The following is a 26,913-nucleotide window of genomic DNA, read 5'->3' as shown; positions in this document are numbered from 1 at the left end:
CCGGCACCTGACCAGCGCGTCACGCCGACAGCGCCGCGTTCACGGCCAACCCCCCGACGATCAGGCTGGACACGAGTCCGGTCGCGAGTCGCCCGCGGCGTCCCGTGACGAACCGTCCCAGCGTGGCGCCGCCGATCGCCAGCAGGACGAACCAGCTCACCGACGCGGTGAAGATGGCCGCGATGTAGCCGCCGTTGGTGGTGGCGGTGACGTCGGTGGTGTCCTGGCGGCTGAGCACGAGGCTGGTGAAGTAGAGGATCGTGTACGGGTTGAGCAGGGTCATCCCAAGAAACCCGGTGTAGGCGCCCGCCGAACGGGTCAGGACACGCGGGTGCGCGGAGGCCGGGTCGTCGTCCGCCCGGCGGCGCCGGATCGTGGTGAGGGCGATGCGGGCGGCCAGGACGGCGAGCACGAGCGCGGCCAGCCATCGCAGGGGTCGGGTGAAGGGCTCGACGAGGTCGGCGGCGGCCGCGCCGCCGAGCACGGCCACGACCGCGTACAGGCCGTCGGCGGTGGCGATGCCCAGGGCTGCGGCGATGCCCACGCGGAGTGAGGTGTGTGCGGCGATGCTCACCATCAACGCGGCGATGGCCCCGATGGGCATGGCGAGCGCGTACCCGGCCACGAGGCCGGAAAGGACAGTTTCGGTCATGTTCGGCACGCGGTCCTTTGTCGATCCCACCGCGGGCCGGGAGGTCAGCGGGTGGGCGAGGCGAAGGGGTCGGCGTCTGGTGCGCATACCGAGGCGCACCGCATGGCTGCGGTGTTCACCAGCAGCGCCTCCAACTCTTCGCCGGGAAGACCCACCCGGCACCTGCCGTCAGTGTCACCCACGTCCCGGCGACCTTCAACCCCCGGGCGCGGCGGCGAAGACGGTGGCACGGCGCGCCGCCGTTCATGCGGACAGGTTCTGTCCTGAACGGGTCGTAGTGTGAGGGCGCTTCGACGGTGGAAGGACGGTTGACATGGCGACGTTCGTGCTGGTCCCCGGGCATTGGCTGGGCGCGTGGGTGTGGGACGAGGTGGCCGCGCCGCTGCGCGCGGCGGGTCACGACGTGCACGCGGTGTCGTTGACGGGGGTGGCGGAGCGGGCCGGTGAGGCGTCACCGGACGTGGACGTCGACACCCACGCCGACGACACCGTCCGGGTCATCGAGGACGGGGACCTGACCGACGTGGTGCTGGTCGTGCACAGCGGCGGGAACATGGCGGCCACGGCGGCGGCCGACCGTGTACCCGGGCGGATCGCCCGCGTCGTGTACGTCGACTCGGGGCCGATGCCGACGGGGCTGGCGGGCATCGACTTCCATGATCCGGAGACGCGGGCGGCGCTGGAGCGGCGGGTCGCCGAGGACGGTGACGGGTGGATGATCCCGGTGCCGCCGTTCGACCCGTCCGCCGACCCGGTCAACCTGGAGGGGCTGTCGCCGGAGCAGTTGGCCGCCATGCGGAGGCGCGGCACGCCGCAGCCGTTCGGCACGGCGACGCAGCGGGCGGCGCGTCCCGTCCCGATCCCGGACACGCCGCGCGCGCTGATCGCCAGCACGATCCCGTTGGGGGTGGTCCGGCAGGCCGCCGAGGCCGGTGACCCGATGTTCGCGCTGATGGCCGGGCCCGGCTGGACCTACCGGGAGCTGCCGACCGGGCACTGGCCGATGCTGTCGCGGCCGCGTGACCTGGCCGCGCTCCTGGACGAGCTGTCGGCCCCCGCCTGACGCGAGACGACAGCGGGGGGGGGGACGCCGCCGGTCAGGGGTGGTAGCGGAGGCCGTGTCCGAACGGGTAGAGGACGGTGCCGGGGTCGTCGCGGGCGGGGATGGTGACGGGGAGCCGCCCGCGCGGGTTCACCTCGCCGAACAGGACCTTGGCGGCCGACCGCACCGCCTCGGCGGTGGCGGAGTAGGTCGCCAGGTAGGTGGTGGCGTCGGGGAACCAGGCGATGTCGTAGGGGTCGCGGGCGGCGACGACGATGACGGGGGTTCCGGTCGCGACGAGCGCGTTGACGAGGGCGGCCTGACCGGGCCCGTTGTGGCCGGGTTCGTCCTTGACGTCCCAGGCGCGGTTGGTGACGGCGACGACGAGGTCCTGGTCGCGGGCGGCGGCGACGGCCTGGTCGATCTGGGCGCGGCCGGGGCTGAGTCCGGTCTGCCGGACGGTGGCGGTGCCGCCGCGGCGGGCGATCTCGGTGCCGAGTATCGCGGTGGTGGCGGCGCCCCAGCCGGTGACCAGCACCTTGCGGGGTCCGGGTCGCAGCGGCAGGACTCCGGCGGCGTTCTTCACCAGCGTGGTGGTGCGGTCGGTGGCGCGTTGCGCGGCGGCCAGGTGCGGCGCCGTCCCGACCACGTCCCCGATCTTGGATTCGTCGGCGTAGGGGTCGCGGAACAGGCCGCGCCGCTGTTTGAGCTCCAGGATCCGGTAGACCGACTCGTCGAGGCGTTCCTCGGTGAGTTCCCCGGATTGGACGGCGGCGACCACGGCGGCGAGCTGCCGGGGGAACACGCCGGTCCCGTCGTCGTCCACGGGCGGTTTGAGCAGGACGTCCGCGCCCGCCTTCAGGGCCAGGACGGGGATGCGTTCGTCGCCGTACTTGGCGCGGACTCCGGCCATGTCGAGGGCGTCGGTGACGACGACGCCCCGGTAGTGCAGCCGGTCGCGCAGGATGCCGGTGAGGATGGGCCGGGACAGGGTGGCGGGGTCGCCGGAGGGGTCCAGCGATTTCACGACGATGTGCGCGGTCATGATCGATTCGGCGCCGTGGGCGATGGCGGCGCGGAACGGCGGCAGGTCGAGGCGCTCCCATTCCGCGCGGGTGTGGTCGATCTCGGGGACGCCGGTGTGGCTGTCGGTGGTGGTGTCGCCGTGACCGGGGAAATGTTTGACGGTCGGGGTGACGCCGCCCGCGCGGTAGCCGCCGATCTGCGCGGTGACCATGGACGCGACCAGGGCGGGGTCGGATCCGAAGGACCGGACGCCGATGACGGGATTGGCGGGGTCGACATTGACGTCGGCGTCGGGCGCGTAGTCCTGGTTGACGCCGATGGCGCGCAACTCTGAACCGGTGACGCGGGCGAGGGCGCGGGCGTCGCCGGTGCGGCGTCCGGCGGCCAGCGCCATCGCGCCGGGCGACTGGGTGGCGGGTGGTTGGACGCGGGCGACGATGCCGCCTTCCTGGTCGACGGCGATCGTCGCGGGGATCCGGTGCGGGGTGGCCATCGCGGCGCGCTGGATGCCGTTGGAGAACGCGGCGAGCTGGTGGGGGTCGGTGACGTTCTCGCCGTAGTAGATGAAACCGCCGGGGTGCCAGCGGGCCATGACCTGCGCGGCGTTGTCGGCGCCGTACAGCCCCCGGTTGGCTGCGACGGCGGCGGGGTCGGTGGTGTCGGCGCTGGTGCCGTGGATCTGTAGGACGAACAGTTGCGCGGCCTTGTCCCGCAGCGTCATCGACCGCAGGACGCGCATGAGCCGTGGGTCCTTGCCGTGCCCGTCGGCGGGCGCGTCACCGTGGGCGGGTGCGGTGAGCGCGGTCAGGCAGGCGGCGGTCAGGCAGGTCGCGGTGAGCGCCGCGAGCCCTGGCCGACGGTGCGGCTTGAAATGCGGCTTGAGGTGGGGCCTGGGGTGGGGTTTGTGGGGGCGGTGCATGTGGGTTCCCTTCCGCCCCCGAATGTCGTCCCGGCGATTGGGGTTCCTTGTCCGGACGTTAGCGCCGTGGGACGGGGCCGTCCACGGGCGGTGGTGGTCATTTGCGGCTCAGCCGCCGCCAGATCGCTCCGGCGGGGGCGTCGGGCCGGGTGAGGGGGTGTTCCTCGATCTCGTAGCGCCGCACGTACGCGGACGCGAACGCCTGGATGCTGGCGCCCGCGGGGAGGGCGAGCACGACCCCGATGGGGCCGACGACGGCGGCTCCGGCCAGGATCAGCCCGAACGCGACGGCAGGATGCATGTCCAGGGTGCGGGCGGTGATGCGGGGTTGCAGCAGGAGGTTCTCGAGCTGCTGGTAGCCGACGACGAACAGCAGCATCCACAGGGCGGTGGACGGCGCGACGGTCAGCGCGATGAGGACGGGCACCGCGCCCGCCAGGTACGTCCCGACGGCGGGGATGAACTGGGACACCACGCCGACCCACAGGGCGAGCGTCGCGGCGTTGGGGACGCCGAGCAGCGCCATCGCGGCGTAGTGGGCGATGCCGGAGATGAGGGCGAGCAGCGCGCGGGAGTAGATGTAGCCGCCGGTCTTGTCGACGGCGATCTCCCACGCCCACAGGACCTGCCGTTGCCGCCGCGGGGGCAGCAGGGAGCACATGGTGCGGCGGAACTGGGGGCCTTCGGCGGACAGGTAGAAGGTGAACAGCAGCACCCCGAGCCCTTTGAAGATGACGCCGAAGGCGGTGGCGCCGATGCCCCAGGCGTTCTGGGCGACGTCGGACAGGTGCCGCGACAGGGTGTCGGTGACGGTGGGCAGCCGTTGGAACAGGGTGTCCTGTGACAGGTTCGTCCCGAAGGTGGAGTTGATCCATCCGATGAGGTGCTGGACGTAGCCGGGGAACCCGTCGATGACGTTGGTGGTCTGGGTGGCCAGCAGCGACCCGATGCCGCCGAGGAACCCGCCCGCGAGGGCGCCGACGACCAGGAACATCAGCGCGGTGGCGGGGCCGCGCCGCCAGCCGCGCCGGGCCAGCCAGTTGACGGCGGGTTCGATCGCGAACGCCAGGAACAGGGAGATGAGCAGGAGCAGCAGCAGTTCCCTGAGCTGGCGCAGGAGCCACAGTCCGCCCAGGAACAGCAGGACGATCGCGCCCGCGAGCAGGAACGCCTTGGGCAGCCAGCGCGGCATCGGGTGCGTCGTGGCGCCGTCCCGCGTCCCGCCGTTGGGTTCTCCGTTGGTGCCGGGCCGTCGCGTGCCGGGGGGTTCGGCGGCGGCGTCGGGCGGGAGGTCGGCGGGCGCGTAGGCGGCGCTGTCGCCCGGCGTCTGCGGCATTTCCGCACGGTAACCGCGCCGGGCGGCCGGTCCGCGAGTGCGCGCACCGGCCCGCGCCGGACTTTTGCCGAGACTTCACCCGCCCACGAGACTCGCCGCCGCCACCGACCGGCGGGGCCCGGACGGCGGCGGGGCGGGGCGGCCGGGTCAGGGGGTGAGGGCGGCGGCGAGTTCGGTGAGCAGTTCGGAGACGCCGACCGGGCCCAGGATCTCGGTGCCCTGGATCCAGACGGACACGGTGATCCGCTCGGCGGCGTCGCGGTGGCCGATCGGGACGCCGGGGTCGAACGCGATGTGGGCGGCGGCGCCGCCGGGCAGGCCGCGGGTCATGCCGCCGACGATCCCTGCGTCGCCGACGTGTTCGGGTTCCCAGCCGCGCCGTTCCAGGCCGAGGAGCCGCCCGAGCGGGACGGTGGCGCCCTCGTGGCGGTCCAGGTTCTCGGTGCGGTGTTCGTCGGCGGTGAGGGCGTCGACGGGCCGCTCGAGCTGCGGGAACGGTTGCGCGATCTCGTAGTCGGCGAACACCGGCGCCCACGGGGTGAGCGCGCCGGGCGGGTCCAGGGGGTGGACGATGCGGACCCGCGCGGTGTCGGGCAGGTCGTAGACGTCGTCGTTCGAGTCGGCGAACGTGCCGTCCTCGGCGACGCGGAACGTGGTGTCGTCGCCGGTGGCCCAGACGAGACGGCGGGCCAGGTGTCGCATCAGCGGGTGGGCTGCGAGGTACCGGCGGAAGTCGGCGGCGGACCAGGTGCGGCGTTCGGTCATCGCGGACTCCAGGCGTCCGAGCTGGTCGGTCGCGACGGTCCGGACGTCGGTGCGCAGCGCCGCGAACCGCCGGTACGCGGCGGGCGCGAGGGCGGGGTCGTCGGCGGCGCCGGGTTTCGGGAGTGTCTTCCGGGGTTTGCCGTGTTGGTCGCGGACGACGGGGCGGAGGAGTTCGTCGAACCCGGCGGTGAACCGGCGTGGCCCGTAGTCCAGGACGAGGGTGCCGTGGGCGTCGAGGCCGAAGTCGGGGACGAGCCGGTCGGCGAGTTCGTCGCGGGTGAGTCCGAGGTCGTCGGCGACCTGCCGGATCGCGGCGCGGGCCCGTCGCCGCAGCGCCGGGTAGCGGCGGGTGCGGGAGATGGCGTGCAGGTGGGTGAGGGCGAGGTCGGTGCCGATCTCGGTGAGGACGTCGAGTCCGGTGGCGGCGTTGGCGTGGCGGCCGTGTCCCGGCCACGCCTTGATGAGCGGGGTGAGGCGGCGGGCGGCGGGGTCGCCGCCGAGCAGGCCGAGTTGGGTGAGGGCCCAGCCGTCCTTGGCGGGATGCCCGGCGGCGTCCCACCGCTGGAACACGTCCCAGGAGAACGCGGCGAGCGATTCGGCGTCGCAGGCGCGCACGACGTCGGACACGTCGGGGCGCGCGCCGCCGGGCAGCGGCAGCGCCAGGGTGGTCAGCAGCGTGTGGACGGCGTCGGCGGGCAGTGCCCGATCGCGGCCTTCGAGCAGCACGCGCGGCAGGAGCGCCGGGTCTGCCCAGGCGCCGATGGTGGGGACGCGGACGGGCGGCAGCCGGTCCGCGCCGGGTTCCAGGAGCTTGGTGACGGCGGCCGCGGCGTCGGCGCCGTAGATGTGGGCGGCGCCGACGACCGCCGCGTCGCCTTCGTTGTCGGCGATGTGCAGGAGCGCGAACTCGGCGGCGCTCCGGGCGCGGCAGTGCGGGCCGAGCGCGGTGGGGACGAGTTGCACGGCGGCGCCGATGCGGTGCCGCGCGAACCAGTCGTGGGCGATGGGCCGCGCCGTTTTGAGGCGGACAGCCCAGTCGGCCATCAGCGCGGCGACCCGTTCGGTCAGGAACGGCAGGAGGGTCTCGCCGAACTCGGCGGGGGCCGTGGCGGCGGCGTCGGCGATCATCGGGACGGCGTCCAGTTCGTACCGGGCGGCCAGGGGTTGCAGCGCGAAACCGCATCCCGGGTCGGTGGCGGCCCATGCGGCGAACAGTGGCCGCACCTGTTCCAGGGGCCCGTCGCGGAACAGTTCGACGGTCTCCCAGGAGCTGAGGCGTCCGGTCTGGTGGGCGGCGATCTGCTGGTCCCATTCCCGGTCCGGCGGCGGGTAGGGGCGTCCCCTCCACAGTTCGCGTTCGCCGTCGGCCCACCGCACCGCGTCGCCGTCGGGTGCGACCAGCCCGTCGATGACGGGTCCGGGCGGGCGGGTGTCGCTGCTCCACGGCGGGTCGATGAGTGAGGCGGGCACGTCCCGCGGCGCCGCGGCCGGTATCGCCTTCGGGGCGCTCGGCGACGGCGGGGTCGCGTGGACGGCCCGGTGGTCTTTCAGGAGCTCGGCGGCGATCGTGGCGGTGGGGCCCGTCCCGGACGCGGCGTCGCCGAGCAGCCGGGCGGCGCGGTCGGGGAACCGTCGCATGGCCGCCGCCAACGCGGGCCGCACCCTGTCCTTGCCAGACCTGCCCGCCTTGCCGTTTGCCGCCTTGCCGTTTGCCGCGCCGTCCTTTCCGGTGCGGTCGAGGAGGGCTTGGAACGCCTCGTCGGTCGGCAGGATCGCCAGCAGTTCGGCGGACACCCTGCGTGCCTCCGCGCGGTGCGCGGCGTCGTAGGCGCGGGCCAGCAGCGGCGCCATCGCGGCGCCGACCGCCTCGACGGCGGTGGTGGCCACGGCGGCGTCGGTCGGGACCCGGTCCGCGTCGCTCAGGGCCACGGCTTGGTCGGGGGTCTGGACGCAGCACCACAGCATCCAGGATCTGCCGGGTTGGACACCGTCCAGGGCTTCGGTGACGCATTCGTCCACCCAGTCCTGGCGGGTGGGCATCAGGTAGGCGGCGAGGAGCCGAGTCAAGGGGTCCTCGCGGTACTCCCCCAGCAGGTCGGCGGCCCGCCGGTATTCGGTGTCGTCGGCGGCGGCGAGGACGGCCCGCGTCCGGCGCAGCGTGTCCCGTATCGCCCACCAGGGCCCGTAGGGCTCGCCGGGGTCGCGGGGCCGCAGCCACGCCTCGCTGACCCTGCCGGGCTCGATCCATTCCCAGGTGGCCTCGGCGTGCCCGAGCCCGGCGACGGCGGCGGCGGTGAACGCGGCGCCGTGCCGGGCGCACCAGGCGTCCACGAGCCCGGCCAGCGAGTCGGGTTGGTCGCGGTCGCGGCGGACGGCGATCAGCCCGGTCACCGTCGCGCCGAGCGGGTCGTCGTGCCCGTCCAGGTACCGGCGCGCGGCCGTGGCCAGCCGCGGGTCGCTTCGGGGGTGGCCGATGACGTCCTGGACGTCGCGGGCCTGGTCGTCGAGCCTGCGGCGCAGTGTGGTGGCGGCGGCCGGGTCGATCGCGGTGGCGGGGCCGGGGGTTCCGCCGCGCCGCGGGTGCAGGCGGCGCCGCCAGGGCGCCGGGATCGTCAGGGTGTCCTCGTCCATGCCGCCACACCGTAGGGCGGCGCACCGACAGTCATGATCGGGTCAGCGGGTTCGGTCAGCGTGCTCGATCAGGGGGCGGGGCGTCCAGCAGGTCGGTGATGGTCCTGGTGACGCGGGCCGCGCGTCCGGCGGGGGTGCGGGTCTTCAGCAGCGGCAGGATGATCTGGTAGCGGGCGGTCTTGTCGAGGCGGTCGAACCGGGCGGCGGCCTCGGGGTGCGCGGCGAGCGCCTCGACGAGGTCGGGTGGGACGGTCACGTCGCGTTGCGCGGCGTAGGCGGCGTCCCAGCGTCCGTCGGCGCGGGCGGCGGTGATCTCGGCGAGGCCGGGCGGCCGCATCCGCCCGGCGGCGATCAGCGTCTCGGCGCGTTCGACGTTGATCCGCGACCAGGGGCCGCCCCTGCGGCGCCGCGAGTACCGCTGGAGGTAGAAGTGGGCGTCCAGGGCTTTGCGCTGGCTGTCGATCCAGCCGTAGCACAACGCGACCTCCAGCGCGTCCACGATGGTGAGGGACGTGACGGGGGCGCCCTTCTTGGCGATCTTCAGCCAGGCGCCGTCGCTGGTGTCGTGGTTGTCGGCGAGCCAGGTCTCCCAGTGGGCGGCGTCGGCGAAGTGCATCATCGTCCCAGCATCATGCACGGTCGCCCCTGCTCAGGCCATCGGGACGGCCGGGTCCGAGTCGGCGGAGTCCGGGACGACGGGGTCCAGCACGGCGAGGTCGAGGCGGGCCAGGCGGGCGGGGTCGCCGATCACCTCGTAGGCGGTGACGCGGCCGTCGTCGCCGACGGTGATGGCCAGCGCGACCCGGAGCCTGCCGTGGGGCGCGACGACGGCGCCGACCGTGCCGTCGATCAGGGCGAGCGCGGCGTGGCGGGCGCCGCGGCCGAACAGCCGCACCTCCCGCGCGACGGTGTCGGCGCCGCGCGCGACGGCGGCGCCGCCCGGGGGCAGGAACGCGGGGTCGGCGCGGCGGATGACGTCGGGCGCCAGCACGGCCAGCAGCGCGTCGAGGTCGCCGTCGCGGGCGGCGGCCAGGAACGCCTCGACGGCGCGGCGACGGCGGGCGAGTTCGGCGGCGGGAAGGGCGGGGGCGCCACCGGCGCGGCCGTGGACGCGGCGGCGGGCGCGGCTGGCGAGTTTCTTGGCGGCGACGGGCGTCCGGTCGAGGATCGCGGCGATCTCGGCGAACGGGACGGCGAACACGTCGTGCAGGACGAACGCGACACGTTCGGCGGGGCCGAGGGTGTCCAGGACGACGAGCATGGCGCGGCCGACCTGGTCGAGGAGTTCGGTCTCGTGTTCGGGATCGCCGTCGCGGGCCACCAGGGGCGCGTGCGCGTCGTAGGGGTCCTCGCGGCGGGACGCGCGGGAGCGCAGCATGTCCAGGCACAGGCGGGACACGACGGTCCGCAGCCACGCCTCCAGGTTGTCGATGCCGCCGGGGTCGGTGCGGGTCAGCCGCAGCCAGGCCTCCTGGACGGCGTCGTCGGCCTCACCGGCCGAGCCCAGCATGCGGTAGGCCGCCCCGCGCAGCCGCGCGCGGTGCGTCTCGAACTGCTCGGCCAGCTCGTCGGCCGGGGCGCCGTGCTCGTCCATCGGTCACCTTTCCTCGTCGCGATCCGTCTGCGTCGTGGTGATGGCGATGAACGGCGAGAAGGGGAGGCGGGCCGGGGATCCGACGGGAACGCCACGAGCGTCGATGAGCCGACTATGGGCAGCCTACCGGCATGACCGGGCGGGGTTCAGGCGTCTCCGCCGCTGGTCGGGGCGGTGAACTCGGGCTGGTCCAGGGCGCGGAGCCAGCTGCCGTCGGGTTGGCGGCGCACGACCTGCGCGCGGGCTCCGGCGCCGTCGCGGGGCGGGGTGGAGGTGAGGGCGAGGTCGCCGTTGACGAGGGTGGGCAGCGGTTCCTCGGGTTCGAAGTGGGGGCGGTCGGCCAGCACCTTCTCCCACAGCGCCTGGATCGCGGCGCGTCCCACGGTCTGGGAGCCGGGCGGGTAGGCGAGGACCGCGTCGGGTTCGTAGAGCGCGGCGACTCCGGCGGCGTCTCCGGCGTTGGAGCGTTCGACGAACAGCCGGGTGATGTCCTCGGGCCGCATGGCCCTCTCGTGGCCTGTCATGGTCGTCCCCCCTGCGTCGCGGTCGCTGTCCCTTCCATGGTGAACGCCCTATTACGAGAAGTCCAAGAGATGTTTCTGCTCAGACCCAGAACCCACAGTTATGGACCGGCCCGGGGTCAGTGGGGCAGGGCTCCGGCGATGACGGTGGTGACCGTCCGGTGGACGGACGCGGCGTCGGGCGGCCCGGACCCGCGGTCGGCGAACAGCAGGTGCCCGGCCCCGATCAGCGTGGCGGCGAGGGTGGCGACGTCGGCGTCCGCGGCGATGCGGCCGAGGTCGCGTTCGGCGTCCAGATAGCGGGCGATCATGTCGGCGGCCTCGGTCACGACGGGCACGCCGCCGGTGGTCCTGGCCTGCCGCAGCCGGACGCGCAACTCGTCGCGGAAGGTGACGAGCGCGACGATCGCGACGGCGACCGACTCGAACACGATGGTGAGCGCGTCGGTGAGGTTGCCGGTGACGGTGCCGGTCCCGGCGGCGGCGCGCAGCTCGGCGGCCTGCGCGTCCATCCGGTGGATGCGGTCCAGGACGAGGTCGGTGAGGAAGGCGTCGAAGTCGGGGAAGTGCCGGTGCAGGACGCCTTTGGCGCAGCCCGCCTCGGTGGTGACGGCCCGGCTGGTCAGGGCGCTGGGCCCGTCCCGTAGCAGGACGCGCTCGGCGGCAGCGAACAGTTGCTCGCGCGCGTCGCGGATGTGCACCCCGGTCGGCACCGTCGCGTCCCTTCCCGTCCAGCCCGTCCCGTGTGTCCTCCGATCGGGGCATCCGGGTGGGCGAACGCCCACTCTATCCACGGGCGGGACGGCGTGCGGGGGGCAGGCGGCCCTGTCCGTGGCCAGGCGGCCGTGTGGGGGTCAGGCGGCTACGTCGGTGGTCAGGCCGTCGGCCTGCCGGTCGAGGGCGTCCAGGTGGGCGCGAAGGACGGCGCGCGGCCACGGGGTGCCGTTGTGCCCGAACGTCCAGGGCGGCGGCGGTTCGGCGTGGCCGTCCGGGGCGGGGGCGGCGTCCACCGGCAGGACGGGTTCGTCCGGCAGTCCCCCGGCGGTGGCCTCGGTCGATTCGGCGGTGTAGAGAGCGCGGACGCGGGCGGACACGGCTGCCGACAGGGCGTCGGGCTCGTCGGCGGGCGCGGTGAGGAACCGCAGCAGGCGGCGCCGCAGGTAGTCCGAGGCGACGTCGCCGTCGTTGATGCGGCGGGCGCAGCCGCGGGCGGTGGCGGTGCCCAGGGCGTGCTCGAAGCAGTCCAGCAGTGGGCGGCGGCGCGCGGCGATGAGCGTGTCGGCGGCGGGATGTTCCAGGACGAACCGCAGCACAGCGCGGGTGGTGTGCTTGTGGTTGGCGCGCAACCGCCGCAGCGCGAGCAGCGCGGTGATGACGTGCGCGGGCGGCACGCCCAGCGTCAGGACGCGGGCGGACCGGGCCAGCACGTCGCGGGTGGGGGCGTCCAGCCCGGCCTGGGAGGCGGCCAGGATCTGCAGCAGCACGCGGGCGCGCTGCCAGTGCCGCACGCCGGGCGCCAGGCACAGCAGCGCGTACCCCTCGGCGTCGGTGGTGTGGGCGGCGCGGTGCACGTCGGCGTCGTCCCACCGCAGGGACCCTCCCCGTGGCAGGGCGAGGGCGGTGTCGTGGGTCCGCAGATGGGTGAGCAGTGTGGGGGTGTCCATGATTCGCCTCCGCAATCATGGAGTGTAGAAATCTCCGCGGCGGCCCGGACACCCCTTTTCCGGTGGCGTCGGCCACTCCGCCCGGGACGGCGCCCAGGCGGGGGCCGGGGTTGTGTCGGTACGTGCCGGTCGGTTCGCCTTGGGCGACTACTATCGCCGGATGAGCTGGCAGGCGGCCGGGGCGGGGCCCGGCGCAACCGGAGGCGGCCCGAGCGGGGACCTGTTCGCGTCGGTCGAGGGCAATGTGCGCGAGCTGGTCGCCTCCCCCTGGTGGCAGACCGCGCCGCCCGCCGACCGCGCCGCCCAGATCGCCGCGCGGATGCTGTGGGGCGCCGGGGAGTGGTGGCTGTACGGGGCGTGGGGCCGCTGGTACCGGTGCGGGCTGGACGGCGCGTGGCATCCGTGCCCGCCGCCCGCCGACCCCGAGGACCGCCGGGTCGCGGTGCCCGCGCCGCGCGGGGCGGGGACGCCGCCCGTCCCGCCGCAGATGTACCCGACCGGCCCGGACCTGTCGGCCGGGCGGGTCGCGCCGCTGGGGTTCCTCGGGCCCGTCCCCGACACCGCGGTCGTGGCGCGCATCGCCCAGGCCCTCACGACCGCGCTGGCCGTCGACCCGCAGCAGTTCACGCAACGCGACCCGATGTTCCAGCCGGGCACCCCGTCGACGGTCGCCGCCGCGTGGGGCGCGCTGCTGTGGTGCGCGGGGTCGCCGGTGGCGTTGACCGAGCATCCGCTGATCGAGTCGTTCATCCCGTTCCTGACGACGTCGGCCGAGCAGCTGCACTGGATGATGCCGCCCGACTTCGCGACGCTGGCCGGGTACTACATTCACCGGCTCGGCGCGGGCGACGGCGGCGGCGCCGCCCACATCGCCCGCGTGATGTACGAGGTCGCCGCCGGGTTGCAGGCCGACCCGCGGTTCCGTCCCGGCGCGGACGCGCTGGCGGCGGTGACGGCGGCGTCGCTGCGGATGGTGAACCAGGACATGGCGACCGTCCGGTACGGGCCGGGCGCGATCGTGCAGGAGTGGCGGCGCCGCTGCCCCGCCGAGTACGCCACGACGATGGTGCGTGACACCGCGCCCGGGGAGTTCCTGCGGCTGGCCCTGTACGACCTGCAACAGGCGGTGGCGGGGTTGACGGGGCCGCGTCCGGCGGTGCCGGGACGCGGGCACGACGAGGTCCGCCGCGCCGGGATCGCGGTGCTGGCCGCCGACCTCCAGGTCGCGCCGGGCGCGGTCCCGGCGCTGCAACGGTGGCTGGACCCCGACAGCGCCCGCACGTTGCAGGCGGTGCTGGCCGACCCGGCGAACCCGCTGCGGTCGCTGTGGCCCCGCGACGGGCGGTTGCCGGACGCGTTGCGCGGCGACGACGCCGACGCGCTGGCCGCGCTCCTGGCGACCACGTACACGTTGGGGTTGACGTGGTGCCGGTTGGCGCAGGTCCCGCCGCCGTCGACGGGGTTCGTGGTGCCGCAGGCGGTGGCGGCGGAGCTGATGTCCCCGGCGCTGCACACGCCGCCGTCGACGGACGAGCTGTCGGCGTGGGACATCATCAAGGCGGCCCGCGAGCATCTGGCGGCCGAGCGCGCCGCGGGCGGCGGCGCCGACCAGCCGGTGGCTCCGGTGCCCGAGCCGAAGCGGGACACGCCTGGCCCGCCGCCCGCCGTCGCGCCCGCCCCGCCGCCGTCGGCTCCGCCGCCCGCCGTGCCGGTGCCGCCGCCGGTGGCACCGGAACCGCCGCCCGTCCAGCCGCCGTACGAGCCGCCCCCCGCGCGACCCGCCGCGCAGCCAGCGGCACAGCCAGCCGCGCAGTCCGCGCCTCCCCCGCCACCGCCGCCTCCTCCCCCGGCGCCGGTGCCCGAGCCGTCGCGTCCGGTGGAGGAGCCGGTGTGGCCCGACGACGCGCGGCGGACGCAGCTGGACACCGACGCGTTCAAGACCCAGCTCGACCGGGGCCCGGCCTGGCCCGGCGCGGACGCGCCACCCCCGCCACCTCCCCCGGCTCCGCCCTCCGTCCCGGCCGCTGCCCCGCTCGTGCCGCCCGGGCCTGAGCCGGTTCCGCACGCGGACTTGCCGCCGCCGCCCGCGCCGGTGCCCGAGCCGCTTCCCCCGCTGCCGCCCGCGCCCGCCCGCGAGCACAGCCCGCAGGTCGCCGAGGCGTACGGGATCCGGTTCCTGTGCGGCGCCGACGACATCGAACGGGTCGTGACGGAGGTGCGGCGGCGCGGCAAGTGGGCGCGGCGGTTGCGCGGGCAGCAGGTGTCCAGCGCGTCGGCGCCCGCGTTGCTGCTGATCGGGACGCCGTCCAGCGGTCAGCGGCGGCTGGCGCGGATGGTCGCGGCCGCGTTGGCGGAGGTGGAGGCCTCCAGCGGCGAGGTGCACGCCGCCCACGCCGAGGACCTGCGCGAGGGCGGCCCGGAGGGGCTGCGCGCGGTGCTGGACGAGCACGCCGGGCACGTCCTGCTGCTGGACGGCCTGGACAGCCTGATCCTGGACGAGGCGCAGGGCCCGTCGTACGCGTCGGCGCTGTACCGGACGCGGTTGGAGGGCGTCAACGACACGGCGCTGCTGGGCACGTGCGAGCCGGACCGGGTGGGTGAGTTGTCGGCGGCGTCCCCGGAGCTGGTGACCGATCTGCGGGCGGTGCGGCTGCCGGACCTGGGTGAGGCGGCGGCGCGGTCGGCGCTGGTGGGTCTGCTGGCCGAGGAGCGGCGGCTGCGGCTGGGGTCGGACGCCTGGACGGTGGTGAACCGCGAGGTGGGGACGTTGCGCCCGCGGGGCCGCCTGACCGGCGCGCGGCTGGTGGAGGCGTATCTGGACCGGGCGGCGACGCGGCATCTGGGCAGCGCGGAGGCGACGCAGGCGATCGGGAGCGCGTTGTCGCTGACGGCCGCCGACTTCGAGGGCCTGGCCGCCGAGCTGGCGGGCCGCTGAACCAAGGGCGGCGGCGGGGTTTCCGTGGGGCCCGATTCCCCTTGCCCGTAGGGGATTTGGGCCCCCGGCGGGACGCCGGAATGTCGGTGGGCGCGGTCACGATGGACACGTGGATCGTGTCGACCGGTTGCTGGCGCTCGTCGCCGAGCTCCGCGCGGCCTCACCCGACCCGCTGGACGCGGCGGCGCTGGCGGGGCGGCTCGGGGTCAGCGAACGGACGGTCCGCCGTGACGTGGAGTTACTGACGCACGGCGGGTTGCCGGTGCGGTCGCGGCCGGGACGCGGGTACGCGCTACCCGAGGCCGCTCCCGGGCCCGCGCCGTTGACCGAGGCGGAGTCGTTGACGGGCCCGGTCCGCGACACCCTCACCGAGGCCGTCCGGACGCGCCGCGTGGTGCGGTTGTCCTACACCGACCAGGCGGGGGCGCGCAGCGTCCGCGACGTGGAGGCCCACGGCCTGGTCGTCGCCCCCTACGGCGAGTACCTGGTGGGGTGGTGCCGGATGCGGGACGGGCCGCGAATGTTCCGGCTGGACCGGATCGGCGCGGCGTTCCTGTCGGGCCGCTCCGCGCACGTCCGTGACCTGGACGACCTGATGGCGGCGTTGCGGGTGCCGACCCCGCGTCCCACCGCCGGACCGGGAGGCGGGGCAGGGCCGCGGGGCCCGGCGGGCGCGGCGCGGGCGCGGTTGTGGACGTTGGACCGGTTGGCGCATGTGCGGTCGCGGCTGCGGGACGCGGCGGCCGAGGCCGTCCCGTCCGGGTCGGGTGCGGCGGCGTTGCGCGGGGTGCTGGGGCATCTGGCGGAGTGGACGCGGTGGCAGGCGGCGGCGGTCCGGTCGGCGGCGACCGGGGAGGAGCCGGTGCTGGCGGGGCGCCGCCCGTGGTTCCCGCCCGAGTTCGACCGGGAGCTGCCCTACGACGCGCGGGAGCGGATGATCCAGGACGCGATGGCGCTGCGGTCGCTGGGCGAGGTGGCCCGTGATCTGGAGGACGTGCTGTCGTCGGTGGCGCACTGGGCGGCCGACTGCGACGACGCGCTGTGGGAGGACGAGCTGCCCGACCCGCGCCTGTACGGGCCGCCGGGGCCGCCGCGTCCGCTGGCGGATCTGCTGGCGGGGTGGCGGGGCCCGCTGGCGCACATCGAGTGGCATCTGGACCGGTTGACCGACGAGCCGCCGCCGTCCCCGCCGGGGGATGATGAGGAGATGTGGGTGGTGGATCGCTGCCCGTTGCAGGCCTGACCGGCGTGTCCGGGTGGGGGTGGGCGGGAACACCGCCGCGGAGACGTTACAGTGGATACGTCGGTGTGGCATGTGTCCCCCGGGCTCTACCTGACGCCTTCGGGGAATACCGCCGGTCCCATGCGGTCCGGGCTGGAGCTTCGTTGTGCCTTTCGCCGTGAGGCGACCACCACACCGGCTTGAACGCCGATGCCCCGGCGAGGATGTCCTCGCCGGGGCATCGGCGTTCGCGTCCCCACGGACAACAACCACCTCACGCGCGCAGCAGTTGCCGGATCCGCGCCGCCTCCCGCGTGAGGTGGTTGCGCTCGGGGACGCTGGTGGCGACACGGGCCGCGTCGGCGTAGAGGTCGGCGGCCTGTTCCAGGTCACCGGCGCGTTCCCGCAGGTACGCGGTCACCGCGGTGTGGCGGGGCAGGTCGGGGTCGACGCCGGTGAGCGCGGCGAGCCCGGCGCGTGGCCCGTCGGCCTCTCCGACGGCGACCGCGCGGTTGAGTCGCACGACGGGGCTGCCGGTGAGGGCCAGCAGTTCGTCGTACCATTCGACGATCTGCACCCAGTCGGTCTCGGCGGCGGTGCGGGCGTCGGCGTGCAAGGCGGCGATCGCGGCCTGCGCCTGGTATTCGCCGAGCCGGTCGCGGGCCAGCGTGGCCTGAAGGATCATGACACCCTCGGCGATCAGGGCGGTGTCCCAACGGGACCGGTCCTGCTCGCCGAGCGGGATCAGCCGCCCGTCCGGGCCGGTGCGGGAGGCGCGCCGCGCGTGGTGCAGCAGCATGAGCGCGAGCAGCCCGGTGACCTCGGGTTCGTCGGTGAGGGCGACGAGCTGGCGGGTGAGGCGGATCGCCTCGGCGGCCAGGTCGACGTCTCCGCCGTATCCCTCGTTGAAGACGAGGTAGAGGACGCGCAGCACCGTCGCGAGGTCGCCGGGCTGGTCGAGGGGCAGGCCCGCGATCCGCCGTTTGGCGCGGCTGATCCGCTGCGCCATCGTCGCGTCGGGGACCAGGTGCGCCGCCGCGATCTGCCGTGTGGTCAGTCCGCCGACCGCCCGCAGTGTCAGCGCGACGGCGGCGGCGGGCGGCAGGGTGGGGTGCGCGCACAGGAAGTAGAGCCGCAGCGTGTCGTCGGCGGCGGGCGCCGTTCCGGCGGGCGGTTCGGCGTGCACGGCGAGTTCGCGTCCGGCCCGCGCGGTGTCGGCGCGGGCGGCGTCGAGGAACCGGCGCCACGCGACGGCGACGAGCCACGCCTTGGGGTCGCGGGGCGGGTCGTCCGGCCAGGTGTCCAGGGCTCGGATGAGGGCTTCCTGCACGGCGTCCTCGGCCGACGCGAAGTCGGCTCCGCGGCGGACGAGGACGCCGATCACCGCGGGCACCAGTTCCCGCAGCGGTGGCTCGTTCACTCGGTGACCGTGGGCGGCTCGGTGAGGAACGGCCGGACCTCGAGCCATTCGTAGATGGGTTCGCCGCGCGGCCCGGGCGCGGCCGACAGTTCCCCGGCGAGTTGGACGGCGCGGTCCCAGGACTCGACGTCGATGGCGAACCACCCGGCGATGAGGTCCTTGGTCTCGGCGAAGGGGCCGTCGGTCACGGGTGGGCGTCCCTCGCCGTCGTACCGGACGAACGCGCCCTCGGGTGCCAGGGCCTGGCCGTCGACGAACTCACCGGTCTCTTCGAGGCGGGCGGCGAAGTCGCGCATGAACCGCATGTGCGCGTCGATCTCGTCGGGCGTCCACTGGTCCATCGTCCCGAAGTCGACGGTCGGGGCCGGGCCGCCTCGGTAGTGCTTCAGCAGCAGGTATTTCATCGTGGTTCTCCTTCGTCGTGGCGGCCGGTCGTGGCCGCTGATGCCCCTGGGACGGAGCCGACACCACGTTTTCGACACCCGGGACGAAAAATTAGCGAGAAATCATCCCGCCACCCAAACCCGCTCCCCGACCACGACGAAACACGACAACCACGCCCCAGGGCGTCACACCGAGACCGACCGCCGGACGACCCACACCAACAACTCAAGACGGGAACGGCGCCGCCCGCACACGCGGGCATGGCGGGCGGCACCGTCCACCGAAGAAACGACCGACAACCGTGGCGTCACCTGGGCCGAGGCACGGAAAGAACCAACCAGGGCCGCCGTGTCCAGGATCTAGAGGCGGCGGGTCATAGGACGGCCGCGGCGGTGGCGGCGCCGATCGCGGCGAGGACGATGATGATGGCGGCCGCCGCGAGGATGATGGTGCGTGTTCGGCGGCGGGGGGCGCCGAGTCGGGCGAGGCGATGGGCCAGCCGTGGTTCGTCCTCGCTCAGGCGGACCTCGATCTGCGTGAGGATCCGCTGCTCCTCCATCGACAGCGCCATGCTGATACCTCCGGGGGTCAGATGTCTGCATCCTCCCCGCTGAGCATGATCATTATCCCTATCGCTGGGGGGCGGTGACGGTGGCGCCGCGTCCGGGTCCGCTCTGGTGGTGGAGGCGGTCCAGGGCGGTGACGTAGTAGGTGTAGGTGCGGCCGGGTTCGGCGGCGGTGTCGACGACGCCGGGGCCGCGGGCGCCGGTGACGAGCCGGTCGGGGTCGGGGGCTGCGCAGCCGGGGTGTTCGCCGTCCACCCGGTACACCGCGTAGGACGCGGCGCCCTGCGCGGGCCGCCAGGTGACCTTCACGCCGCCGCCAGAAGCGGTGGCGGCGGTGTTCTGGACGGCGGGTGGCGCGCCGGTGGACGGGTCGCCCTTCGTCCCGGCGGGGTCGGCGGCGGGCGGGATGGCGGGGTGGGCGTAGTGGTCCTTGCGGAGCCGGTCGGCGAACCCGCGGCGGTTCTTGGCGAGGTCGGACGCGCTGAAGAACACGTCACCACGGACCTGCGGGTATTTGGCGTTCAGGGTGAGGTGGCGGGACAGTTCGGCGGGTTTGTTCCACGGGCCGCCGGTGCCGACGCGGTAGGCGCCCTGCCCGATGGTCAGGTGCACGCTGGTGCCCTTGACCTGGTCGGCCCACCAGCGGACGAGTTCGGCGTAGTCGGCGCGGGGGTCGCCGATCGGCCAGTACAGCTGGGGGGTGACGTAGTCGATCCAGCCCTTCTTGATCCAGCCGCGGGTGTCGGCGTAGATGTCGTCGTAGCTCTGGAGGGCCCGGGTGGGTGACCCTGCGGGGTCGGTGCTGGCGTTGCGCCACACGCCGAAGGGGCTGATCCCGAACCGCACCCACGGTTTGGCGGCGTGGATCTTCTCCGACAGGGACTGGACGAGGGTGTCGACGTTGCGGCGGCGCCAGTCGCCCTTGTCCAGGCCGCCGCCGTGGGCCTTGTAGGTGGCCTTGTCGGGGAACTCGCCGCCCTCGGGGTAGGGGTAGAAGTAGTCGTCGAAGTGGACGGCGTCGACGTCGTACTTGTCGACGACGTCCATGACGGCGCGGGTGGCCAGGTCACGGACCTGCGGGAGGCCCGGGTCGTACCACAGGCCGGTGCCGTACTTGCGGACCCAGTCGGGGTGCTGGCGGGCGGGGCTGGTGGGGGCGAGCTTCTTCAGGTCGTCCTGGCGGGAGACGCGGTAGGGGTTGAACCAGGCGTGGAACTCCAGGTTCCGGGCGTGGGCCTCCTTGAGCATGAACGCCAGGACGTCGTAGCCGGGGTCCTTGCCCTGCGTCCCGGTGATCCACTGTGACCACGGCTCGTACGGGGACGGGTAGAAGGCGTCGGAGTTGGGGCGGATCTGGACGACCACCGCGTTCATGTTCATCCTGGTGGCGGTGTCGAGGAGCCGGACGAACTGGGCGCGCTGCTCGGCGGCGGTGTCGTCGGTGTCCTTGGGCCAGTCGATCCCGGCGACGGTGGCGATCCACATCGCGCGCACCTGCCGGTCCCGCTCGCCGCCCGGCGCCGCCACACCCGGGCACTCGGCCTTGGCGCCGGGCGGGACGGGCCCGCCCGAGCGGCGGCCGCCCTCGCCGCCGAGCGCGCTGATGCCGCAGCCGGCGACCGCGCCCGCCGAGATTCCCGCCAGCAGGGCGGCGGCCACCGTCCGGATCCTGGATCGCGATGCCATAGCGGCCCATTGTTACGCACCCGTTGCGATGCCACGTACGAAACGCCACCACACCCAGGACACCCGTGTCCTCCCCTTTCGTCCCGTTTCACCTGCCCCCACCTTGCGATCTTCGAACATGCGTTCCATACTGGCCGGGCGATTCATCGCTCACATGTTCGAAGGAGGTCGGGGGTGCGCTGGGACCATCTGCGGCTGGACGGCGACCCCGGCCCGGCGCCGCCGCTGATCGAGCGGGGCGCCGCGGCGCCGGCTGGGGGTGTGCGCGACGCTGAACGCGGCGGGCATCGACTGCGGTGTCCTGATGGGCCCGGTCATCCCGTACCTGTCGGACTCCCCCGCCCAGCTCGACGCGGCCGTCCGGGCGATCGCCGAGGCGGGCGCGACCTGGGTGTCGCCGATCACGCTGCACCTGCGGCCCGGCGCCCGCGAATGGTTCCTGGGGTGGCTGCGCGCGCACCACCCGCACCTCGTCGTCCCCTACGCGCGCCTGTACGGGAACGGCGCCTACGCGCCCAAGGAGTACCAGGACGGCATCTCCCAGCAGGTCGCCGACCTGGCGTCCCGTTACGGCGTCGCCGACCGCGCCGCCCGCCGTCCCACCCTCGCGCGCCCCACTCCCGAGCCGCCGCCCGAACCCCCACGGCAGCTGTCACTGCTGTGACCCCGCGCCGTGACCCCGGTCGTGATCCCGCGCGGGACCCGCGCGGGGGGGCTCTTCCAGGTTCGTGGCCTCTCCGCCGGGTCCGTGGCCCTCCGCCCGCCCGACGGGGGTGCGCGGCGGGCGGAGGGGTCAGGGGGTGAGGGTGGAGAGGTGGTGGCACAGGTCCCAGACGGTGTCGCAGGCGCGTTCGTCCAGGACGGAGGCGGGCCAGGGGACGCGGCGGGTCTGGGCGTTGACGTAGACGCCGGTGACGCCGTCCATGGCGGGGTCGGCGGCCAGGTAGAGGGAGGAGCGGGTGGCTCGGGCGGCGTCGCCCATCAGGCGGGGGCCGAGCAGGCGCAGCAGCGGCACCAGCGGGCGGTACACGTAGGGGAACGCGGACATGGGCAGGGTCCGGTTGCCGGGGGTGTAGGCGTGGCCGGGGTAAGCGACGTTCACCGTGACGCCGGGTGAACCGTTGCTGGCCAGGGACGCGGCCAGGTGGCGGCTCATCGCCATCAGGGCGGTCTTGGCGTGGTTGTACTGGGAGAACCTCCACCCGAGGTAGGTCTTCTCGCCCTGGAGGTTGCCCAGGTCCAGGGGGCCGCCGGGGATGCCGCCGGTCAGGTTGACGACGCGGGCCGTCCCGGCGGCGCGCAACAGCGGCAGAAGCCGGCAGGTCAGGGCGTAGGGGGCCAGAACGTTGGTGGCGAAGGTGGCCTCGACGCCGTCGGCGGTGAGGACGCGGCGGGGGTGCGCGCCGCCGAGGTTGTTGACCAGGACGTCGAGCCGGTCGTGGTCGGCGGCGACCCGCTCGGCCAGGACGCGCGCGCCGTCCAGGGTGGTCAGGTCGGCGGTGAGGGCCGTGACCCCCGCCCCCGGGGTCGCCGTCGCCGTCGAGTCGCGGGTCAGGTCGTGGACGGCGGCCTCGGCGCGGGCGGGGTCGCGGCCGACCACGATCACGTGGGCGCCGAGCGCGGCCAGGCCCCGCGCCGTCTCCTTGCCGATCCCGCCGGTGCCGCCCGTCACCAGCGCCGTCCTGCCCCGCAACTCCACCGCCGACCTCCTAAATGGCACTCAGTGCCACAAACAGTACCAGGTGCCGTAACGTATCCTCGATGCGTGACGAATGGGGACGGATCGGGGCTGCGGGCACGGACCCGGCGCGCGGTACGGGCCGAACTGGCGGCCACGGCGATCGGCCTGTTCGTCGAACGGGGCTTCGACGACACGACCGTCGACGACATCGCCGCCGCGGCGGGCGTGTCACGGCGCAGCTTCTTCCGCTACTTCCCGTCCAAGGAGGACGCTGTGTTCGGCGACGCCGAGGACGTCGCCGGTCGTGTCGCCGACGCCGTCACCGCCCGCCCGGCGGGCGAACCGCCGTGGGAGTGCCTGCGCGCGGTCCTGCACGACTGGCGGGAACCGATCCGCGCCGCGCACCCCGACCCGGCGCTGCTACGGCTGATCGAGACGACCCCGGCGCTGCGGGCACGGCTGCACGTCAAACGGGAGCAGATGCGCGAGCGGATCGCGGCGGCGCTGCTGGCCCGCGGCGGGCTGGACGCCTTCACCGCCGACCTGCTGACCGGCGCGGCGGGCGCGGCGCTGGACGCCGCCAACCGCGCGTGGCTGCGCTCGGACGGCGCCCTCGACCACGCCGAACTGCTCGACCGCGCGTTCACCGCCCTGCGCCCGCAAAGCTGAACGCCTGACGGTCAGGCGCGTTCGGCGTTCAGTTCGACGGGCGCGGCGATCACGTCGACCATCGCGTCGTTGCGCAGCACCGTGATGGGCAGCGGACGACCGATCGCCTCGGCGAACATCAGCCGCTGCACCGACTGCGCGGTCGACACCGGCGCGCCGCCCGCCGTCAGCACCAGGTCGCCGCGGCGCAGCCCGGCCCGGTCGGCGGGGCTGCCCGGCACGACCTCGGCCACCCGCAACGCCTCGTCCTGCCCGACCCTCGGCCGCAGCGCCGCCGGGACCGGGACCGGCGCGGCGACCAGCCCGAGGAACGCGCGGCGGACCCGGCCGTCGCGGATCAGCGCGCCGATGATGCGGCGCGTCGTCGCGTTGATCGGCACCGCCAGGCCCAGCCCGAACCCGGCGACGGCGGTGTTGACGCCGACGACCCGGCCGTGGGAGTCGGCGAGCGCGCCCCCGGAGTTGCCCGGGTTGAGGGCCGCGTCGGTCTGGATGACGTCCTCGATGACGCGGGCGACGGTGCCGGTGCGGGTGGGCTGCGAGGCGGGCAGGGACCGGCCGAGCGCCGACACCACGCCCGCCGTCACCGACCCCGACAGGCCGAGCGGGTTCCCGACGGCCACGACCAGTTGCCCGACGACCAGGGCGTCGCTGTCGCCGAGGGTGACCGGGTCGGGGACGGGCCCGTCGGCGCGGACCACCGCCAGGTCCGACAGCGGGTCGGTGCCGACGACGGTGAACGCGGCGCTCGCCCCGTCGGCGAACGCGACCTGCCCGCCCGACGCGTCGCCCACCACGTGCGCGTTGGTGAGCAGGAACCCGTCGCCGGTGAACGACACCGCCGACCCGGCGCCCTCGCCGCGCCGGTGCCGCACCCGCAGCGCCGCCACCCGCGGGGTCAGCTCCCGCGCGACGGCGGACACGACACGGGAGTAGGCGTCCAGCGGCGCGCCGTCCTGGGGGTCGGAGACCATGACACCTCCCGAATGATTACACCATTACACGGTAACCCCGGGTGGGGGGAAGGTGTTCCCGCCCGGTGGCATCTCGTGCCGCAGGACGCTGTACAGGACCTCGTCGCGGTACCCGCCGCCCAGGAACGCGTAGCCGCGGATGACGCCCTCCCGCGTGAACCCCGCCTTCTCCAGGGCGCGCTGCTCGGCGATGTTGTCGACGTCGGTCTCGGCCTGGACCCGGTGCGCCAGGGTGTAGACGAACAGGTACTCCACCAGCGTCCGCTGCGCCCGCGCGCCGATCCCCCGGCCGCGCGCCTCGGGCATCAGCGAGATCCCGATGCTCCAGCACCACGCGACCCCGGCCATCGTGATCCGCCGGTACGACACGACACCGATCGGGTCGGTGTCGGCGGTCACCACGAGCGTGGCGGTGTCGGCGCCGAGCCAGCCGTCCTGCTCCCAGCGGCGGCGGAACCGCCGGGGGTCGCGCCAGCCGTCCCACAGGAACGGCCCGGCCAGGTCCGGGTCGGTGCGCAGCCGCTCGACGAACGGGAGGTCCGCCTCGGCCATCGCGCGCAACTCCACATGATCGTCCACGGGGCCACGGTAGGTCCGGGCCGCTCCCGCCCGCCACCGATCTGCCGCCGATGTGCCGCGACGGCGGTACCGCCCGGGACGCCGTAGGGTGCGGGGCATGCGTGGGGTTTCTGGGACGGCCGCCGGGCCCGTGGTGGTGGAACGCGCGGACGGTGTCGGCGGCGAGCTGGTACTGCGCCGCGACGGCGCCGACTACGAGATCATCAGCAACGGGGTGTTCCTCATGGACACCCGCAACGGCGAGTCCGAACGGCTCCTGGTCCGCACGGCGGTCGACACAGCGGTCGACACGCCGGTCGACACGCCGGTCGACACGGGCGGCGACGCCGCGGTGGGCGGGGCCGGTGGGGCGGTGCGGGTGTTGATCGGTGGGTTGGGTGTCGGGTTCTCGCTGGCCGAGGCTCTCGCCCTGCCGCGCGTCGACCGTGTGACTGTGGTGGAGCGTGAACCGGCGGTGGTCGGCTGGCACCGTACTGTTCTGCGGCCCTGGTCGCGGGGGGCGGTCGATGATTCCCGTGTCACCGTCGAGGTCGCCGACCTGCTCGACGTCCTCGCCCGTCCCGACGGGGAACGGTACGACGCGGTGTGCCTGGACATCGACAACGGGCCCGGCTGGACCGTCACGCCCGGCAACGCCCGCCTCTACGACCCTTCCGGGCTCGACCTGGTGACCGCGCGCCTCGCGCCGGGCGGGGTGCTGGCGGTGTGGAGCGCGAACGCGGCGCCGGAGTTCGAGACGTTGTTGCGGCGACGGTTCGGGTGGGTCGAGGTGCGGGCCGTGCCGGTGCCGCGCGGCGAGCCCGACGTCATCTACCTCGCCCGCGAACCCGACCCCCGCTGAGGACGTCAAGGGACGGACCCGGCAAAACCGGGTCGCCCGTTTCTGTCACCCACCTGATCCTCCCCACGAGCGCCGTTCGCTACCTTTTGGCCTGACACACCATGTTTGGGAGGATCTGTGGCCACTGCCCACGCAACCCGGCGTCCCGCCGTCCTGGGCGACCTGCTGCCCGGGGCCCTCGCCCGCGACGTCGCGCTCATCGTCGGCGCCGCCGCGTTCACCGGCCTGGCCGCGCAACTGTCGGTCCCCGTGCCCGGCACCCCCGTGCCCGTCACCGGGCAGACCTTCGCGGTCCTGCTCGCCGGGGCCGCGCTCGGACCCGTCCGCGCCGCCCTCGGCATGCTGCTGTACCTGCTCGCCGGGGCCGCGGGCGTCTCCTGGTACACCGACGGCGAGTCCGGGACCGGCATCCACACCCTCGGCTACGTCATCGGCTTCGTCGTCGCCGCCGCCGTCGTCGGGCGTCTCGCGCAACGCGGCGGCGACCGCACCCCGGCCCGCACGGGCGTGACCATGCTCGCCGGAACCGTGATCATCTACGCGGTCGGCGTCCCCTACCTGATGGCGTCCCTGCACGTCAGCCTGGGCCGCGCCGTCGAACTCGGGATGACCCCGTTCCTGGCGGGCGACGCCCTGAAGGTCCTGCTGGCCGCCTGCGTGCTGCCCGCCGCGTGGAAACTCACCGGCACCGGAACCGGCAGCACCCGGGACCGCTGACCCGCATAGGACCGGGACGGGCGGGCACACCGCCCCTGTGGTGAACGCCTCAGCGTCCACGTCACCCCCCACCGTTTGAACAGGTTCAAATCTGTCGTACAGTGGGGCCGTGAAGCTCGCCGCGACCGCACAGGACCACCTCACCGTCCGCACCGTCCCGGTTCCCGACCCAGGCGACCTCATCGCGCACCTCCCCCACCCCGACGCGCTCGCCTGGATCCGCCACGGCGACGGTCTCGTCGGCTGGGGCGAGGCCACCCGCGTCACCCTGCCCGCCGGGCCCGACCGCATCGCCGCCGCCGCCCACATCCTGCGCGACCTGTTCGACGCCGCCGACGTCCACGACCCCATCGCCGCGCCCGGCACCGGACCCGTCGCGTTCGGCACCTTCACCTTCGACCCCGCCTCCACCGGGTCCACCCTCATCGTGCCCCGCCGCGTCCTCGGCCGCCGCGACGGCACCGCCTGGCTCACCACCATCGGCCCCCACGCCGCCGACACCCCAGGCCCCCACACCCGCACCACCCCGCCCCGCACCCCCACCGGCCTGCGCTGGGACGACGGCGCCCTCCCCGAACACGCCTGGAAGCAGGCCGTCGCCACCGCCGTCGACCACATCCACCATGGCCACCTCGGCAAAGTCGTCCTCGCCCGCGACCTCACCGCCCACGCCGACGCCCCCATCGACACCCGCGTCCTGCTCCGCCGCCTCGCCCACCGCTTCCCCCGCTGCTACACCTTCTCCTGCGACGGCATGGTCGGCGCCACCCCCGAACTCCTCATCCGCCGCACCGGCGGCGACATCGAATCCCTCGTCCTCGCCGGCACCACCGCCCGCGGCACCGACCCCGCCGACGACCACGCCCGCGCCACCCGCCTGTTCACCTCCGCCAAAGACCGCGAAGAACACCGCTACGCCGCCGACATGGTCCGCGACGCCCTCACCCCCCTCTGCCACCACCTCACCGTCCCCGCCGAACCCGAACTCCTCACCCTCCCCAACCTCACCCACCTCGCCTCCCCCGTCCGCGGCCGCCTCACCGCCGACCGGTCCGTCCTCGACGTCGTCGCCGCCCTGCACCCCCCCCC

24 protein-coding genes are annotated in these 26,913 nt (G+C 74.5%); 8 read left to right on the top strand and 16 right to left on the bottom strand.

Annotation, left to right across the window (positions count from 1 at the left end; all coding sequences use genetic code 11):
* Positions 1–19 precede the first annotated feature (19 nt).
* Positions 20–652: a LysE family transporter gene (locus ABD808_RS05650; protein WP_344890871.1), complete on the bottom strand. Its 633-nt coding sequence runs from the start codon at positions 650–652 to the stop codon at positions 20–22.
* A 313-nt stretch (positions 653–965) separates the two neighbouring features.
* Here ABD808_RS05650 and ABD808_RS05645 point away from each other — a divergent pair, with 313 nt between their 5' ends.
* The gene (locus tag ABD808_RS05645; RefSeq protein ID WP_344890868.1) at positions 966–1,715 is read left to right on the top strand and encodes an alpha/beta fold hydrolase; all 750 of its coding nucleotides are present in this window, start codon (positions 966–968) and stop codon (positions 1,713–1,715) included.
* Between the two features lie 34 nt (positions 1,716–1,749).
* Here ABD808_RS05645 and ABD808_RS05640 read toward each other — a convergent pair whose 3' ends face one another.
* The 8 genes from ABD808_RS05640 to ABD808_RS05605 all read right to left on the bottom strand — a co-directional run bounded on the left by ABD808_RS05640 (position 1,750) and on the right by ABD808_RS05605 (position 12,150).
* A complete protein-coding gene (locus ABD808_RS05640) occupies positions 1,750–3,639 on the bottom strand; it encodes a glycoside hydrolase family 3 protein (RefSeq protein ID WP_344890865.1) in 1,890 nt (629 codons plus the stop codon).
* Between the two features lie 97 nt (positions 3,640–3,736).
* On the bottom strand, positions 3,737–4,975 hold the full coding sequence (locus ABD808_RS05635) for an AI-2E family transporter (RefSeq protein WP_344890862.1): 1,239 nt from the start codon (positions 4,973–4,975) through the stop codon (positions 3,737–3,739).
* A 147-nt stretch (positions 4,976–5,122) separates the two neighbouring features.
* On the bottom strand, positions 5,123–8,371 hold the full coding sequence (locus ABD808_RS05630) for a DUF4132 domain-containing protein (protein WP_344890859.1): 3,249 nt from the start codon (positions 8,369–8,371) through the stop codon (positions 5,123–5,125).
* Between the two features lie 55 nt (positions 8,372–8,426).
* A complete protein-coding gene (locus ABD808_RS05625; RefSeq protein WP_344890857.1) occupies positions 8,427–8,990 on the bottom strand; it encodes a YdeI/OmpD-associated family protein in 564 nt (187 codons plus the stop codon).
* 30 nt (positions 8,991–9,020) lie between these two features.
* Positions 9,021–9,965, bottom strand: a complete 945-nt coding sequence (locus ABD808_RS05620; protein ID WP_344890854.1) for a sigma-70 family RNA polymerase sigma factor — start codon at positions 9,963–9,965, stop codon at positions 9,021–9,023.
* Positions 9,966–10,111: 146 nt separating this feature from the next.
* Complete coding sequence (locus ABD808_RS05615) at positions 10,112–10,489, bottom strand: YybH family protein (protein ID WP_344890851.1); 378 nt, start codon at positions 10,487–10,489, stop codon at positions 10,112–10,114.
* A 116-nt stretch (positions 10,490–10,605) separates the two neighbouring features.
* Entirely contained in the window at positions 10,606–11,199 is a 594-nt protein-coding gene (locus ABD808_RS05610) for a TetR/AcrR family transcriptional regulator (protein WP_344890848.1), read from the bottom strand.
* Between the two features lie 141 nt (positions 11,200–11,340).
* Positions 11,341–12,150 (bottom strand): hypothetical protein, encoded by an 810-nt coding sequence (locus ABD808_RS05605; protein WP_344890845.1) that lies wholly within the window; start codon positions 12,148–12,150, stop codon positions 11,341–11,343.
* A gap of 160 nt (positions 12,151–12,310) precedes the next feature.
* Between ABD808_RS05605 and ABD808_RS05600 the strand changes: the two genes are divergently transcribed.
* Together ABD808_RS05600 and ABD808_RS05595 are read left to right on the top strand one after the other, a co-directional pair.
* A complete protein-coding gene (locus tag ABD808_RS05600; protein WP_344890842.1) occupies positions 12,311–15,085 on the top strand; it encodes a hypothetical protein in 2,775 nt (924 codons plus the stop codon).
* 109 nt (positions 15,086–15,194) lie between these two features.
* Complete coding sequence (locus ABD808_RS05595) at positions 15,195–16,328, top strand: helix-turn-helix transcriptional regulator (protein WP_344890839.1); 1,134 nt, start codon at positions 15,195–15,197, stop codon at positions 16,326–16,328.
* 253 nt (positions 16,329–16,581) lie between these two features.
* On the opposite strand, the gene ABD808_RS05590 is transcribed toward ABD808_RS05595, so the two are convergent.
* The 4 genes from ABD808_RS05590 to ABD808_RS05575 all read right to left on the bottom strand — a co-directional run bounded on the left by ABD808_RS05590 (position 16,582) and on the right by ABD808_RS05575 (position 20,363).
* Complete coding sequence (locus ABD808_RS05590; protein ID WP_344890836.1) at positions 16,582–17,727, bottom strand: RNA polymerase sigma factor; 1,146 nt, start codon at positions 17,725–17,727, stop codon at positions 16,582–16,584.
* The gene (locus ABD808_RS05585; protein ID WP_344890833.1) at positions 17,724–18,131 is read right to left on the bottom strand and encodes a YciI family protein; all 408 of its coding nucleotides are present in this window, start codon (positions 18,129–18,131) and stop codon (positions 17,724–17,726) included. The genes ABD808_RS05590 and ABD808_RS05585 overlap by 4 nt, the downstream gene beginning before the upstream one ends.
* 353 nt (positions 18,132–18,484) lie before the next feature.
* Complete coding sequence (locus ABD808_RS05580; protein WP_344890831.1) at positions 18,485–18,682, bottom strand: DUF3040 domain-containing protein; 198 nt, start codon at positions 18,680–18,682, stop codon at positions 18,485–18,487.
* 58 nt (positions 18,683–18,740) lie between these two features.
* A complete protein-coding gene (locus ABD808_RS05575) occupies positions 18,741–20,363 on the bottom strand; it encodes a glycoside hydrolase family 10-like protein (protein WP_344890828.1) in 1,623 nt (540 codons plus the stop codon).
* A 259-nt stretch (positions 20,364–20,622) separates the two neighbouring features.
* Here ABD808_RS05575 and ABD808_RS05570 point away from each other — a divergent pair, with 259 nt between their 5' ends.
* Positions 20,623–21,027, top strand: coding sequence for a radical SAM family protein (locus ABD808_RS05570; RefSeq protein WP_344890825.1), 405 nt, complete (start codon positions 20,623–20,625; stop codon positions 21,025–21,027).
* A gap of 129 nt (positions 21,028–21,156) precedes the next feature.
* Here ABD808_RS05570 and ABD808_RS05565 read toward each other — a convergent pair whose 3' ends face one another.
* Entirely contained in the window at positions 21,157–22,062 is a 906-nt protein-coding gene (locus ABD808_RS05565; RefSeq protein WP_344890822.1) for an SDR family NAD(P)-dependent oxidoreductase, read from the bottom strand.
* A 66-nt stretch (positions 22,063–22,128) separates the two neighbouring features.
* Between ABD808_RS05565 and ABD808_RS05560 the strand changes: the two genes are divergently transcribed.
* Positions 22,129–22,713, top strand: coding sequence for a TetR family transcriptional regulator (locus ABD808_RS05560; protein ID WP_344890819.1), 585 nt, complete (start codon positions 22,129–22,131; stop codon positions 22,711–22,713).
* An 11-nt stretch (positions 22,714–22,724) separates the two neighbouring features.
* Here ABD808_RS05560 and ABD808_RS05555 read toward each other — a convergent pair whose 3' ends face one another.
* Complete coding sequence (locus ABD808_RS05555) at positions 22,725–23,687, bottom strand: S1C family serine protease (RefSeq protein ID WP_344890816.1); 963 nt, start codon at positions 23,685–23,687, stop codon at positions 22,725–22,727.
* A gap of 24 nt (positions 23,688–23,711) precedes the next feature.
* Entirely contained in the window at positions 23,712–24,266 is a 555-nt protein-coding gene (locus ABD808_RS05550) for a GNAT family N-acetyltransferase (protein ID WP_344890813.1), read from the bottom strand.
* A 97-nt stretch (positions 24,267–24,363) separates the two neighbouring features.
* Here ABD808_RS05550 and ABD808_RS05545 point away from each other — a divergent pair, with 97 nt between their 5' ends.
* The 3 genes from ABD808_RS05545 to ABD808_RS05535 all read left to right on the top strand — a co-directional run.
* Complete coding sequence (locus tag ABD808_RS05545) at positions 24,364–25,107, top strand: spermine/spermidine synthase domain-containing protein (protein WP_344890810.1); 744 nt, start codon at positions 24,364–24,366, stop codon at positions 25,105–25,107.
* Positions 25,108–25,224: 117 nt separating this feature from the next.
* Complete coding sequence (locus ABD808_RS05540; RefSeq protein ID WP_344890807.1) at positions 25,225–25,824, top strand: biotin transporter BioY; 600 nt, start codon at positions 25,225–25,227, stop codon at positions 25,822–25,824.
* Positions 25,825–25,933: 109 nt separating this feature from the next.
* Positions 25,934–26,913, top strand: a 980-nt coding sequence (locus ABD808_RS05535; RefSeq protein ID WP_344890804.1) for an isochorismate synthase, incomplete at its 3' end; no start/stop codon positions are given.

The organism is Actinomadura meridiana, from assembly GCF_039537545.1.
In the GTDB taxonomy this organism is placed as follows: Bacteria; Actinomycetota; Actinomycetes; order Streptosporangiales; family Streptosporangiaceae; genus Spirillospora; species Spirillospora meridiana.
Note: the sequence above shows the minus strand (reverse complement) of the source record. Positions and strands in the feature narration are given on the sequence as shown.

Excerpts from the sequence above, each read along its gene's own strand:
- ABD808_RS05640 (WP_344890865.1), bottom strand. The coding sequence starts at position 3,639 with ATGCACCGCCCCCACAAACCCCACCCCAGGCCCCACCTCAAGCCGCAT.
- ABD808_RS05580 (WP_344890831.1), bottom strand. The coding sequence starts at position 18,682 with ATGGCGCTGTCGATGGAGGAGCAGCGGATCCTCACGCAGATCGAGGTC.
- ABD808_RS05620 (WP_344890854.1), bottom strand. The coding sequence starts at position 9,965 with ATGGACGAGCACGGCGCCCCGGCCGACGAGCTGGCCGAGCAGTTCGAG.
- ABD808_RS05635 (WP_344890862.1), bottom strand. The coding sequence starts at position 4,975 with ATGCCGCAGACGCCGGGCGACAGCGCCGCCTACGCGCCCGCCGACCTC.
- ABD808_RS05555 (WP_344890816.1), bottom strand. The coding sequence starts at position 23,687 with ATGGTCTCCGACCCCCAGGACGGCGCGCCGCTGGACGCCTACTCCCGT.
- ABD808_RS05545 (WP_344890810.1), top strand. The coding sequence starts at position 24,364 with ATGCGTGGGGTTTCTGGGACGGCCGCCGGGCCCGTGGTGGTGGAACGC.
- ABD808_RS05605 (WP_344890845.1), bottom strand. The coding sequence starts at position 12,150 with ATGGACACCCCCACACTGCTCACCCATCTGCGGACCCACGACACCGCC.
- ABD808_RS05575 (WP_344890828.1), bottom strand. The coding sequence starts at position 20,363 with ATGGCATCGCGATCCAGGATCCGGACGGTGGCCGCCGCCCTGCTGGCG.
- ABD808_RS05650 (WP_344890871.1), bottom strand. The coding sequence starts at position 652 with ATGACCGAAACTGTCCTTTCCGGCCTCGTGGCCGGGTACGCGCTCGCC.
- ABD808_RS05630 (WP_344890859.1), bottom strand. The coding sequence starts at position 8,371 with ATGGACGAGGACACCCTGACGATCCCGGCGCCCTGGCGGCGCCGCCTG.
- ABD808_RS05615 (WP_344890851.1), bottom strand. The coding sequence starts at position 10,489 with ATGACAGGCCACGAGAGGGCCATGCGGCCCGAGGACATCACCCGGCTG.
- ABD808_RS05625 (WP_344890857.1), bottom strand. The coding sequence starts at position 8,990 with ATGATGCACTTCGCCGACGCCGCCCACTGGGAGACCTGGCTCGCCGAC.
- ABD808_RS05585 (WP_344890833.1), bottom strand. The coding sequence starts at position 18,131 with ATGAAATACCTGCTGCTGAAGCACTACCGAGGCGGCCCGGCCCCGACC.
- ABD808_RS05600 (WP_344890842.1), top strand. The coding sequence starts at position 12,311 with ATGAGCTGGCAGGCGGCCGGGGCGGGGCCCGGCGCAACCGGAGGCGGC.
- ABD808_RS05645 (WP_344890868.1), top strand. The coding sequence starts at position 966 with ATGGCGACGTTCGTGCTGGTCCCCGGGCATTGGCTGGGCGCGTGGGTG.